Raw genomic sequence first — 12,946 nt, 5'->3', positions numbered from 1 at the left:
CGCGCCCCGCCGCGCGCCTCCCCGTCTCCGCTTCCGCCACCGGCGCGCGAAGCGGGGAAGGGGACGCCGCTTCCGCCACCGGCGCGCCAGGCGGGAAAGGGGACGCCGCTTCCGCCACCGGCGCGCCAGGCGGGAAAGGGGACGCCGCTTCCGGCAGCGGCCCGAAGCGGCAGCCGCCCCGCCCGGCGGTCCGCCGCCCCGACCCGCCCACACAGCGACCTGCGCGGATGGCATTGGTCCGAGTAATAGCGAAACGCGGGATTTGCCCGGCTGATCGCTGGTGATCATGCCCGCGGCGGCGTAGAAAGGAGGTGCGGGGCCAACGAGAAACCCGGCGTTGACCGGATGATCGAGCCCCGTGCACGGCCACCGGGAACCCACGCGCGATCAGCCACGGCAGGCACGTTGCGACGGGACCTGCGCCGCAGGTGGTGCTTCCGCCGTCACGGGGATCATCGCCACCAGGTTGCTGGACTGTCGACAACGACCCAGGTGCACGCTTGATAACCCGGTCCGGACGCGCGCAGCCGGCGCCCCCGCACGGGACGCCGGCTCTTCCGTCGGGCGCGACAGCTCAGTGGGGCCCGGCCGCGGCGCTCCGGTGCCGGTTGCGGATCTCCTGGTAGACAGCGCGGAACACCGTGGGGCGGGAGTGGAAGTCCATGCCCCTCTCCCACAGCTCGGTGTGCACGGTCGCGCCGTCCGTGCGCTCCAGCAGCACCGTGTTCCCGCTCTCGATCTGCCACGGGCCGAGCCGGTGGGTGGCGCGGTGCAGCCGCACCCCGGCGATGTCGCGCCACCGCATCGCCCGGGACCGCAGCAGCCCGCGGATCAGCACACCCTCCGCGCTGACGTAGACGCCGAGCCGCAGGATGCGCCACGCGCCGACCACCCAGACCGCGGCGAGCAGGCCGGCGACCACTCGCACGCCGTGCCCCATCAGGTCGAACTGCCGGATGGATGCCCAGGTCAGCAGGGTCAGCGCGAACGCCTCCCAGGCGATCACGAGCCACCGTCCGGAGCCGGGCTCGTAGGGACGCACCCAGTTGTCAGCCACCCGGAGATTATGCGACGGCGAGACGATCACGGGTCAGACGGTGGCCAGCACTCCGTCGCCGATCGTGGTGATCTCCTCGGCGCCGGCCGTGACGGCCGCCGCGTAGTGACGCAGCCAGGAGCGCAGGCCGTCCGGTGTCCCGGTCGCGTAGGCGCCCGCCGAACCGACGTACTCCGGCTCGCGGGCGAGGTGCCCCACCTCGACCGTGACCAGGCCGCGCGGGTCGAATCCACGGCCGATCAGGGTGAGCCGGGCGGCGGCCCGGGCCACCACGCCGGCCGGGCCGGCGAACGGGCGCAGCGTGATGAGCTCGGCGTGCACGATCGCGGCCAGCAGCAGCGGCGGGGTCTCCTCGTTGCCGGCGACCAGCGCGGCGAGCGCGTCGATCCGCTCGGCGCCGCCGGTGAGCCGGCCCAGGTGCTCGGTCGGCACCACGCCGCGCGCGGCCAGCACGTGCAGCTTGGCCAGGACCTGGCGGGGTGCGCGGGGCCAGAGGTCGACCAGGCCGCCGACTCCCTCGGCGACCCGCAGCGCGCCCTGCAGGACCGGGTCGGTGACGGTGCCGGCCCGGACGTCGTCCAGGTCGTGACGGTTGCCCTCGAGCGCGGCGCTGGCGACCGCGGCGCGCAGGCTGGCCTCGGCGGCGACCTGGCCGCCGTGCCGGCGCAGGGCGCGGTGCCGCATGGCGGTGTCGACGCTGTCCCGGGCCGCGGCCAGGGCTTCAGCGACGTCAGCGAGGTCGAGCAGGGGTGCTAGTGGATCCACTCGAACACGGTAACCGGTAAACCCGTGGAAACACGGGGTGCACAAACACGAGTGCAACTGGCAAGATTCGCGCAGGACCGCTCACGCGGACGTCATTCGGCGCGCGCACGACGCCATCGGGCGCGCGCCCGCCGCGCAAGCCTTCGCCGGACCCCCGGCCAGAACTAGTGTGCAACGTAGAGACCCCGGTCATGGCAGAGGAGCCGCCCTCATGAGCGAGACACTGGAGAATCTGTACTCGGAGACGCGGCAGTTCCCGCCGCCCGCCGATCTTGCGGCCGCCGCCAACGTCAAGGCCGACGCGTACGAGGAGGCCGCCGCCGACCGGCTCGCCTACTGGGCGCGCCAGGCCGAGCGGCTCACCTGGGCCAAGCCGTGGGATCAGGTGCTGGACTGGTCCAACCCGCCGTTCGCCAAGTGGTTCGTCGGCGGCGAGCTGAACGTCGCGTACAACTGCGTGGACCGGCACGTCGAGGCCGGCAACGGCGACCGGGTCGCCATCCACTGGGAGGGCGAGCCCGGCGACACCCGCACCATCACGTACGCGGAACTGCTCAAGCTCGTCTCGCAGGCGGCCAACACCTTGACCGACCTCGGGGTCGCCGCGGGCGACCGGGTCGCGATCTACCTGCCGATGATCCCGGAGGCCGCGGTGGCGATGCTCGCCTGCGCCCGGATCGGCGCCACGCACAGCGTGGTGTTCGGTGGTTTCTCGGTGGACGCGCTGTCCACCCGGATCCAGGACGCCGACGCCAAGGTGGTGATCACCGCCGACGGCGGATACCGCCGGGGCAAGCCGTCCGCGCTGAAGCCGACCGTGGACGAGGCGGTGGCTCGGTGCGCGAGCATCGAACACGTGCTGGTGGTCCGCCGCACCGGCCAGGAGGTCGGCTGGACCGACCGGGACAAGTGGTGGCACGAGACGGTCGAGCAGGCCAGCCCGGAGCACAAGGCGCCGGCGTTCGACGCCGAGCACCCGCTCTTCATCCTCTACACCTCCGGCACCACCGGTAAGCCGAAGGGCATCCTGCACACCACCGGCGGCTACCTGACCCAGACCTCCTACACCCACAACGCGGTCTTCGACTTGAAGCCGGAGACCGACGTCTACTGGTGCACGGCGGACATCGGCTGGGTGACCGGTCACTCCTACATCGTCTACGGCCCGCTCTCCAACGGCGCCACCCAGGTGATGTACGAGGGCACCCCGGACACCCCGGACCGCGGCCGGTTCTGGCAGATCGTCGACAGGTACAAGGTGTCGATCCTCTACACCGCGCCGACGCTGATCCGCACCATGATGAAGTGGGGCGACGACATCCCCGCCCGGTACGACCTGTCCTCGCTGCGGGTGCTCGGCAGCGTCGGTGAGCCGATCAACCCCGAGGCGTGGATGTGGTACCGGCAGCACGTCGGCCACGAGCGCACCCCGGTCGTGGACACCTGGTGGCAGACCGAGACCGGCGCTGTGATGATCTCGCCGCTGCCGGGCGTGACCGCGGCCAAGCCCGGTTCGGCGATGACCCCGCTGCCCGGCGTCGGCGCGGACGTCGTCGACGACCAGGCGCAGCCGGTGCCCAACGGCGGTGGTGGCTTCCTGGTGCTGACCGAGCCGTGGCCGTCGATGCTGCGCACGATCTGGGGCGACGACCAGCGGTTCATCGACACGTACTGGTCGCGCTTCGGCGCCGGCGCGGGCGACGGGGACCGGTGGATCTACTTCGCCGGTGACGGGGCGAAGAAGGACTCCGACGGCGCGCTCTGGCTGCTCGGCCGGGTGGACGACGTGATGCTGGTCTCCGGCCACAACATCTCCACCACCGAGGTGGAGTCGGCGCTGGTGTCGCATCCGGCGGTGGCCGAGGCGGCGGTGGTCGGCGCGACCGACCCGACCACCGGGCAGGCGATCGTCGCGTTCGCCATCCCGCGCGGCAACGTGGCGACCGACGGCACCGCCGGCGAGGAACTGATCAAGGAGCTGCGCAACCACGTGGCCAGGACGCTCGGCCCGATCGCCAAGCCGCGGCAGATCATGCTGGTCGCCGAGCTGCCGAAGACCAGGTCCGGCAAGATCATGCGCCGGTTGCTGCGGGACGTGGCGGAGAACCGGTCGCTGGGTGACGTCACGACGTTGCAGGACTCGACCGTCATGGATCTCATCTCGTCCGGTATGCAGTCGACGCGGTCAGAAGACTGACGATCACCTATAAAGGCTGGTGGCGTTCGCGCCACCAGCCTTTTTGTCCTTTATGCCTACTACCGTGATATGACCTGGCCATATCACGTAACCATTGGTCATCAATCTCCTGTCCGTTCCCCGAACATCGGCTTGTTTGCATACGTTCACCGTTAGTCCCGAACCCCGGGGCCGTTTGACGCTGGGTCCGGCACACCGTGCCCGGCCGCAAAAACGGAGGTAAACGTAGTGCGCAAGGTAGTCGCGGGACTGCTCGGCGCCGCTATGGTGACCAGCGTCGGAGCCATGACTCCGACCCTGGCCGCGGCGGCCCCGGCGGCAGAACCGACTCCGGTGGCACAGAACGAGGCGCCCGACGCCCCGATCGACGATCTGCCGAACCCCCTCGAGGAGAAGCGTCGCGCGCTGCGCGAGGAAGCCGTCTCCCAGCTGGTCAGCGGCAAGTCCAAGGTGGAGAGCCGCAACGGCAGCAAGGTCGTCAACCTGGGCCGGACATACGGCAACGGCGGCTTCGGTCACCCGGGCCGCAACCAGTACGTCGAGCTGGGCCGCGAGCGGACCGACAAGATCTTCGTGATTCTCACGGAGTTCGGCAGCGAGCGGCACCCGAGCTTCCCCGACAAGGACACGACCGAGGCGTACGCCGGACCGTCGACCTTCGAGGGCCCGCTGCACAACGCGATCCCGGAGCCGGACCGCAAGGTCGACAACTCCACGATCTGGCAGGCCGACTACTCCCCCGAGTACTTCCGGAAGCTGTACTTCGGCACCGGCAAGGACGTCGAGTCGGTGAAGACCTACTTCGAGACCCAGTCGTCCGGGCGTTACAGCGTGGACGGCGAGGTGTCCGACTGGGTCAAGGTCAAGTACAACGAGGCCCGGTACGGCCGGTCCAACGACAACCCGACCGACGCCAACGGTGACGACCCGGCGGTCTGCAACAGCAGCAACTGCACCAACGTCTGGGCGCTGGTCAACGACGCGGTCACCCAGTGGTACGCCGACCAGAAGGCGGCCGGCAAGACCGACGCCGCGATCAAGGCGGACCTGCAGCAGTACGACCAGTACGACCGGTACGACTTCGACGGCGACGGCAACTTCAACGAGCCGGACGGGTACCTCGACCACTTCCAGATCGTCCACGCCGGCGGTGACCAGGCCGACGGTGACCCGTCCCAGGGTGAGGACGCGGTCTGGAGCCACCGCTGGTACGCGTACTCGACCGACGCCGGCCGCACCGGCCCGACGGGCAACCTGCTCGGCGGCGCCCAGATCGGCAACAGCGGCATCTGGGTCGGCGACTACACCATCCAGCCGGAGAACGGCGGCCTGAGCGTCTTCGTCCACGAGTACGCCCACGACCTGGGCCTCCCGGACGACTACGACACCAGCGGTCTCGGCGACAACAGCAACGAGCACTGGACCCTGATGGCGCAGAGCCGGCTCAGCGCCAAGGGCGACCAGGGCATCGGCACCCACCCGGGCGACCTCGGCGCGTGGAACAAGCTGCAGCTGGGCTGGCTCAACTACGCGTCGGTCAAGGCGGGCGACAAGAAGGTCGTCAAGCTCGGCCCGGAGGAGTACAACACCGACAAGAAGCAGGCCGTGGTGGTGAACCTCCCGGACAAGGAGGTCACCACCGACCTGGGCGCCCCGTTCGCCGGTAGCAAGCAGTTCTTCTCCGGCAACGCGGACGACCTGAACAACTCGCTGTCCAAGACGATCGACCTGACCGGCAAGAGCGCCGCGAGCGTCTCGCTCCAGGGCCGGTACGCGATCGAGGAGGACTACGACTACCTGTACTTCGAGGCGTCCACCGACGGCGGGGCCAACTGGACCAAGCTGGACGGCACCGTCGGCGGCGAGCCCTTCCGCAAGGACGGCAGCGGCAGCCCGGCGCTGACCGGCTCCACCGGCAACGCCTGGGTGCCGATCGAGGTGCCGCTGAACGCGTACGCGGGCAAGAGCATCCAGTTCCGCCTGCACTACGTCACCGACGGTGGCGTCTCCGAGGGTGGTTTCTTCGGCGACGAGCTGACCGTCACCGCCGACGGCGCGGTCCTCTCCACCGAGGGCGCCGAGGGCACCTCGACGTGGACCGCGGACGGTTTCTCGATCGTCGGCGCCACCAGCACCAGCAAGTACCCGAACTACTACATCGCCGGTTACCGCAGCTACACCTCGTACGACAAGTACCTGGCGACCGGCCCGTACAACTTCGGCTGGCTGAACACCAAGCCGGACTGGGTGGAGCACTACAACTACCAGACCGGTCTGCTGATCTCGTACTGGGACACCTCGCAGGTCGACAACAACACCAACGAGCACCCGGGTACGGGACGCAACCTCTACATCGACGCGCACCCGAAGCCGGTCAACAACCCCACCGGTGTTCCGTGGCGTTCCCGGGTCCAGGTGTACGACGCCCCGTTCAGCCTGTTCCCGACCGACGGCATGACCCTGCACCTCAACGGCGCGGAGTCGGTCATCAAGCCGCAGCTCGGTGACCCGATCTTCAACGACAAGGACAAGTACTACTACGACGAGCTGCCCAACCACGGCGTCAAGCTGCCGGCGGTCGGTGTCAAGATCGCGGTGCTGAGCCAGCTCGGCACCTCGATGACCGTCGCGGTCTACTGATCCACCAGCACCACCAGCAGCGCCCGGGACCCTACTCCCGGGCGCTGCCCCTTTTCCGTCCCGGAGAAACGGGAACCGTCACGCGCCGCGATTCGTCCCACCGTCGACGCTCCGCGCGGGAAGGATGATCTGATGCGCAGTCACCACACGTTCCGGGTCGGCATCGCCATGGCCGCAGGCACCCTCGCCGCCGGATGCGGAGCCTCCTCCGGCGCCCCGTCCCCGGCCCCCTCGGCCCCGGCTCCGGTGACCTCCACGACCGGCTCGCCGGCCGCCACCGGCCCGTCGTCCGCCGCCACCGGCCCGTCGTCCGCCGCCACCGCGGCCTCGCAGCGGCCCGAGTCGTCCAGCCCGGCGCCACTGCCCACCCTCACGAATCCGGCCAAGCCACCCCGTGAGCCCACCGACAACCTGCCCGACAACGGCTGGGTGGCCGGCATGGTCACCCGCGGTGGCAGTGGTCCCTGCTACGGGCTCACGGCCGACGACGGCACCCGGTACGCCCTCTACTCCACCGAGGGCATCAAGCTGACCGCCGGGGACCGGGTCAAGGTGAAGGTGGAGACCACCCTGTTGAAGATCTACTGCGGGCCGGGCCGGCTGATGGCGATGACCGAGGCGCAACCGATCGGATGATCCCGGCCGGGATCACGAGTGCCTGACGCCGTCCGTGACACCGGAGCATAGGCTGGCCGCATGGACGAGTCGGTGGTGTTGGAAGAGGGGCCGTGGACCCACCGTTTCGTCGGCGCCAACGGCAGCCGCTTCCACGTGGTGGAGGCGGGCACCGGCCCGCTCGTCCTCTTCCTCCACGGGTTCCCCGAGTTCTGGTGGGCCTGGCACGACATCATGACCCGTGTCGCCGACGCCGGCTACCGCGCCGCCGCCATCGACCTGCGGGGTTACGGCGCCAGCGACAAACCCCCGCGGGGGTACGACGGCTACACCATGGCCGCCGACGTGACCGGCCTGATCCGGGCGCTCGGCGAGCGTTCCGCCACGATCGTCGGGACCGGGGCCGGCGGGATGATCGGCTGGGCGGCCGCCGCGTTCCACCCCAAACTGATCAATCGCCTGGTGGTGCTCGGCGCGGCGCACCCGCTGCGGCTACGGGCCGCGCTCTTCGCCGACCCGCGCGGGCAGTTCGCGGCGTCCGCGACCATCCTGCGCTTCCAGGTGCCGCGCTACGAGCACGTGCTCACCCGGGACGACGCGGCGCTCATCGGCGAGCTGATGGCGCACTGGAGCAGCCCGCAGTGGGCGGCCACGCCGGAGTTCGCAGACTATTCGTACCGGTGCCGGCAGGCGATGCAGATCCCGCAGGCGTCGTTCTGCGCGCTGGAGGCGTACCGCTGGGTGGCGCGCAGCGCTCTCCGGCTGCAGGGCTACCGGTTCGTCAAGCTGATGCAGCAGCCGCTCGGCATGCCCACCCTGCAGTTGCACGGCGCCCTGGACACCGCGATCCTGCCGCGTACGGCGCAGGGCTCCGGGCGGTACGTCACCGCCCCGTACGAGTGGCGTCTGATCCCCGGCGCCGGCCACTTCCTGCACCAGGAGGCGCCGGACGTGGTCACCGGGGAGATCCTGCGCTGGCTGAAAACCCCGGCCTGACCCCGGATCGGGGATCACCGGGGCATCCTGCGCCGACTGAAGACCCCGGGCCGTGGCCCACCGGGGGATCCTGCGCTGGCTGAGGACCCCGGATCGGGGATCACCGGAGCATCCTGCGCCGAATGAAGACCCCGGGCCGCGGACCACCGGTGCATCCTGCACTGATTGAAGACCGCGGCCTGGCCCGCGGGCCGGGGCGACCGGGGGATCCTGCGCTTACCGTCGCGGCCGGTCGGTGCTCGATCGGCCGGTCAGACGCGGTGCTCGTAGCGGTCGTGGACCTCGTTGGCCGGCGCCCAGCCCTGGTAGACGCCGTAGTCGAACTCCTCCAGCCCGAGCTCGCGGGCCACCGGGGCGCGGCCGCCGGTGTACTCCAGCCGCAGCCAGGTGTCCGCCTCGGCGAGCACGATGAACGGTTCGCCTCGCCAGGTGCACATCGTCCGGACGTACATGATCTCGTCGTACTCGTCCGGCTCCAGCACCCGTACGTAACGCCCCGGCTTGACCTCGGTGAAGCCCTCCGCCGGCTGTGCCGAGTAGATCCGCACCTTGTCCCGGTCCGGCACCGCGTCGTACTCCCGGCCCTGCCAGGTCACCACGTAACCGTCGCGCATCACTGCTCACCCACCCGGCGCCAGAGCGGCCCGTCCGCGTCGAAGATCGCCAACATGCGTTCGTTGCCGTCCGCGTCGATGCGCCACAGCTGCGCGCCGTGCGGCAGCCGCACGCTGTCCACCTTGAACTCGGCGATGACGTCGCGGCCCTCGCCCGGGGCGAACCCGTTGCCCCGGAACGGCGGCCGCTCGATCACCCAGCCGTCCATCGCGCGCAGCGCCTGCTCGTTCTGCCCGCCGTAGGGAATGCGGTACAGGCTGGGCCGGAACGCGGGCCAGCGCAGCACGAACGCCTCCTTGGCGTCCGGCTGGAACGGCGACGAGTCGTAGTACAGCCCGAGCGCGCTGAACAGCTCAGCCGGTGTCCGCAGATGCTCGACCTCGGACGCCCGGTGCACGAACCCGGCCACTCGGTCGTACCCGCGCTCCAGGTAGTAGTCGACCTGCTCGGCGGCGATCGTCTTCTGCATGACGGTGGCGTGCTGCGTCTCGTCGCTGGCCGGCTCCGGAGCCGGCACCGGCTCGGCGGTCTCCTCCGCGGACGGCCCGTCGATCGGGTCGGCGCCGAGCCCGGCCTCGGTGGCCCAGTTGGCCAGCGCGATGATCTGGGCACCCGGGTACTTCGCGCCGACCGGGGTGCCCGGGTTGACGGCGAACGACCAGTCCGGGTCCGGCCAGTTGCGGATCAGCTCGTAGAAGCGGACGCCGACCGTGCGGGTCGGCTCACCGAAGTGCTCGGAGAGCCGGTCCTTGCTGGTGAACACGATCAGGAACTTCTCGCCCCCAACCTCCTCCGGCTGGAACGCGAAGCCGGACTCCCCGGGCGCACTGCCCGGCCGGGAGTGGTGGGCCACCGGCACCAGCACGTTCGCCAGCAGCAGCGTGGAGAGGAAGATGTCGGTGTTGCCGGCGTCCGCGGCCTCCCGCAGCTCCCGCTCGGTGTCATTGGCCGGGACGAATTCCTCGTGGGCACGGCCGCGCTGCCCCGGGCCGGAGCCGCCGCCGGTCGCCGAGCCGGCGACCCCCAGGCCGGAACTCCCGGATGCCGACGCGGCGCTCGCCGGGACCGACCCGGCCGGAAGCTGGATGATCTGGGTGGCCAAGGCCTGATTCGCGTACGCCGACGCGGGGCTGCCCTGCGGCGGCATGCCGAACGCCGGCCCGGGCGCGGGCACCGCCGGAACGCTGTAGCCCGGCGCCGTGGGCGCGTACGCCCCCGCCGGTCCATAGCCCGCGCCGGCCGTGCCGTACCCGGACGCAGCACCCGGAGTCGTCGCACCGTAGGCCGCGCTCGACCCAGCCGTATGCGCCGTCGGACCGCCGGACGTCGGAGCGCCGAACGTCGGACTGCCCGGGGCAGGGTCGCCCGGGACGGGATAGGCCGACGACGGGGCGCCCGGGGGCGGATAGGCCGACGACGGGCTGCCCGGAGCGGCGGGCGCGGTTCCGGCCGGGTTGGCGGGTCCGGAGACAGGGAAGCCCGCAGCCCCGGAGACCGGATGGCCAGGCGTAGCCGCCCCGGACACCGGATGGCCGGGGGCAGCCGCCCCGGACACCGGATGGCCAGGGGCAGCCGCCCCGGATACCGGATGGCCGGGGGCAGCCGCCCCGGACACCGGATGGCCAGGGGCAGCCGCCCCGGAGACCGGATGGCCAGGGGCAGCGGCGCCAGACACCGGGTGAGCGGGCGCGGCAGCCCCGGAGACCGGATGACCCGGCGCGGCAGCACCGGAAACCGGCGAGCCGTAGGCGGGCGCGGTGGGAGAACCGCTCGCGGCCGGGCCGAGACCGGACGTCGCGGCACTGAAGGCCGCCGCGGCCGCACCGTAGCCGGGCGCCGTGGTGCCGGGACCGTAGCCCGGCGCGGGCGCACCGGTCGCGGCACCCCCACCTGCATGGCCCATGGCACCGCTCCCCATGGCACCGCCCGCACCGCGATCAGCACCGGGAGCGCCGGGGATCACCGGGGGGAGCAGCCCTGGCCGGGAGCTCGGCGCGGGCCGATCGCCGCCGGCCGCACCGTCGGAGCGAGGCAGCGACGGAGCCGGACCGGACGGGCCGAAACGGTCCGCTGCTGGCGGAACATCCCGCTGCGGGAGGCCGGGATCCGGAGCGGGCGTACGCCCACCGGTGAGCGCCTGCGCCGCGGCCGCCATCGACGGCGGGCGCTCGGACGGCGGGGTCACCTGGCGGCGGGGCAGCGGACTGCCCGGGCCGCCCGACGAGCTCGCCGTGCCGGGAGCCGGCGCGCCCGAGGCCGGCGCGGGCTGCGCAGCCACCGCCTGCGGCGAAGCCGGCCCCTGCGGGAAGCGCGGCGCGGCCGCCGGAGCTGGATTGGTCCGGGCGTTGGCGAACCCGGAGAAGGACGTGGTCTGGCTGGGTCCGGCAGTCTGCCCGGGCTGACGGCGCGGCAGGTCGGATCCGCCACGAGCGAGCGTGGGGCTGGTCGGCGGCGTCGTGCCGGTGTTCGCGCCACCAGCGGCATCGGCACCCGCGGCTGCTGGCATTCCGGGCGCTCCGCCGCTGCCCGCGCTGGAGGGACGGCCACCGAGCGCCGCCCACCCCGGATCGACCAGCGCCTCGGCCGGGTCATACGGCCGGACGTGCTCGGGGACCGGGGGCGTGTTCGCCATCGGGGTGCGCACCGGAAGCGGCGCATTCAGGTCCTGCAGCGGCCCGCGCGGGTCGTTCTCCGGTCCGAAGGGCAGCGAGTCCGAATGCCAGCCGGGCGTCGCCATGGCGCTGCCCGACAAGCTACGAGTGGGCAGTCCCGAGGACGCCGCCGGAGCGGCGGGTGAGCCCGGGAGGTCCCGCCCGGAGCCGGATGCCGGATACGCCGCCGGAACCTGCTCCGCCCGGGTCATGTCCCCGGCTGCGGGGGGCTGAGCCGGCGACGCGGTCGCGGTCCGCATCGGCAGACCGGACGGCGTGGCCGAGCGGGCGGGCACGCCCGCACCGGGGCTGCGGACCGGGAGGTCGCCAGGCTGCCCGGACGGTCCCTGTGCGGCAGCGCCCGGACCGAACTGAGACGCACCAGGCGTGGCACTCGGACCGAACGGGGCGGAACCGGACACTCCACCCGGACCGAACGCGGCGGAACCGGACGCTCCACCGGGACCGGCCTGGGACCCGCCGAACGCGCCGCCCGCACCGGAGCGCGCGGAGCCGGCATCGCTGCCGAGGCTCGCCTGGCCCGGAGCGGGCATACCGCCGGGACCGGACTGCGCGGCAACCGCTGGAACGGGTTGTGCACCGGGCTGCGGCGCGCCGCGCTGCGGCAGGCCCGCCGGAGTCATCGCGGGCCGGGCAGGCTGACCCGGGCCGGGCTGCGGCACGCCGGTCGCACCGGCGGATCCGCCCGGCGGGGGCAGGCCGGGGCTCCCGGCCGGCTGGACCGGGTATCCCGCCGCTGCGGCTGCTGGAGCGTCATAGGTGGGCCCGCCGGGACCGTCCCCGGCCCGGCTGGCCGCCAGCGCGGCCGCACCCAGCTCCTGGATCTTGGAGGTGCCGTGCACGTCACGGCCCGGCCCCCGGGTGGGGAGCCGCAGATCGCCCCGCGCGAGCTGGGCGACGAACCAGGCCGGCAGGTAGCCCTCGATCGGCAGGCCGGGGTTGACCGCCAGCCACCACTCAAGGTTGGGCCACGTGTTGGCCAGTTCCGTGTACGGAACCCGGCGTGACGACCCGGTGTAGTCGGAGAGGCATGCGTGCAGCGCCTCCTGGGAGGTGAACGCCAGCACATGGGTGCGCCCGCCGGTGCTCCAGGTGCCCCAGCCGAGCGGGGCCAGACCGGCCAGCGCGTCGGCCGACACCGGTAGCAGGAGATCGACCCCGGCGAGAATGCGGAAATAGGACTCCTGATCGTCGGTGCGCAGCGCATCGCGCATCGCGACCTCGGCGTCCGTAGCCGGTTCCCACTCGGACACGTCCACCTCTCCCCACGCGTGCGACTGAGCCAACGCAACGCGTATAACCTACAAGGCCAGACCGCAATGACAATGGGCGGCAGTGCGCTGATGGCCGAGTTGTGTCCGGCCGCGCTCGGTGGCCGCCCGCGCCGAA

The 12,946-nt window shown here is 72.0% G+C and carries 9 protein-coding genes and 1 pseudogene; 5 read left to right on the top strand and 5 right to left on the bottom strand.

The features are described 5' to 3' along the window. Positions 1–574: 574 nt before the first annotated feature. Together ACTEI_RS01300 and ACTEI_RS01295 are read right to left on the bottom strand one after the other, a co-directional pair. Positions 575–1,057 carry a PH domain-containing protein gene (locus tag ACTEI_RS01300; protein ID WP_122975959.1) on the bottom strand — a complete coding sequence of 161 codons (483 nt, stop codon included), beginning with the start codon at positions 1,055–1,057 and terminating at the stop codon, positions 575–577. Positions 1,058–1,090: 33 nt separating this feature from the next. After that, a complete protein-coding gene (locus ACTEI_RS01295; protein WP_239082531.1) occupies positions 1,091–1,822 on the bottom strand; it encodes a Fic family protein in 732 nt (243 codons plus the stop codon). A 211-nt stretch (positions 1,823–2,033) separates the two neighbouring features. Here ACTEI_RS01295 and acs point away from each other — a divergent pair, with 211 nt between their 5' ends. The 4 genes from acs (at position 2,034) to ACTEI_RS01275 (ending at position 8,270) form a co-directional block, all read left to right on the top strand. Next, positions 2,034–4,019, top strand: a complete 1,986-nt coding sequence (gene acs / locus ACTEI_RS01290; protein ID WP_122975957.1) for an acetate--CoA ligase — start codon at positions 2,034–2,036, stop codon at positions 4,017–4,019. A gap of 285 nt (positions 4,020–4,304) precedes the next feature. Then, on the top strand, positions 4,305–6,659 hold the full coding sequence (locus ACTEI_RS01285) for an immune inhibitor A domain-containing protein (protein WP_239082530.1): 2,355 nt from the start codon (positions 4,305–4,307) through the stop codon (positions 6,657–6,659). A 132-nt stretch (positions 6,660–6,791) separates the two neighbouring features. Further along, positions 6,792–7,295: a hypothetical protein gene (locus ACTEI_RS01280; RefSeq protein WP_239082529.1), complete on the top strand. Its 504-nt coding sequence runs from the start codon at positions 6,792–6,794 to the stop codon at positions 7,293–7,295. A 60-nt stretch (positions 7,296–7,355) separates the two neighbouring features. Further along, on the top strand, positions 7,356–8,270 hold the full coding sequence (locus ACTEI_RS01275; RefSeq protein WP_122975954.1) for an alpha/beta fold hydrolase: 915 nt from the start codon (positions 7,356–7,358) through the stop codon (positions 8,268–8,270). Between the two features lie 251 nt (positions 8,271–8,521). Here ACTEI_RS01275 and ACTEI_RS01270 read toward each other — a convergent pair whose 3' ends face one another. After that, positions 8,522–8,887, bottom strand: a complete 366-nt coding sequence (locus ACTEI_RS01270; protein ID WP_122975953.1) for a hypothetical protein — start codon at positions 8,885–8,887, stop codon at positions 8,522–8,524. Beyond that, complete coding sequence (locus ACTEI_RS01265; RefSeq protein ID WP_239082528.1) at positions 8,884–10,059, bottom strand: SseB family protein; 1,176 nt, start codon at positions 10,057–10,059, stop codon at positions 8,884–8,886. The genes ACTEI_RS01270 and ACTEI_RS01265 overlap by 4 nt, the downstream gene beginning before the upstream one ends. A 955-nt stretch (positions 10,060–11,014) precedes the next feature. Between ACTEI_RS01265 and ACTEI_RS01260 the strand changes: the two genes are divergently transcribed. Beyond that, complete coding sequence (locus tag ACTEI_RS01260; protein WP_122975952.1) at positions 11,015–11,287, top strand: hypothetical protein; 273 nt, start codon at positions 11,015–11,017, stop codon at positions 11,285–11,287. Between the two features lie 1,226 nt (positions 11,288–12,513). On the opposite strand, the pseudogene ACTEI_RS39520 reads toward ACTEI_RS01260, so the two are convergent. Next, a pseudogene (locus ACTEI_RS39520) lies at positions 12,514–12,771 on the bottom strand (SseB family protein); the annotation flags it as partial. Positions 12,772–12,946: the final 175 nt, after the last annotated feature.

The sequence above is a fragment of the Actinoplanes teichomyceticus ATCC 31121 genome, assembly GCF_003711105.1.
GTDB classification, from domain to species: Bacteria; Actinomycetota; Actinomycetes; order Mycobacteriales; family Micromonosporaceae; genus Actinoplanes; species Actinoplanes teichomyceticus.
The sequence above is the reverse complement of the archived record's forward strand: the minus strand, read 5'-3'. Positions and strand labels throughout refer to the sequence as shown.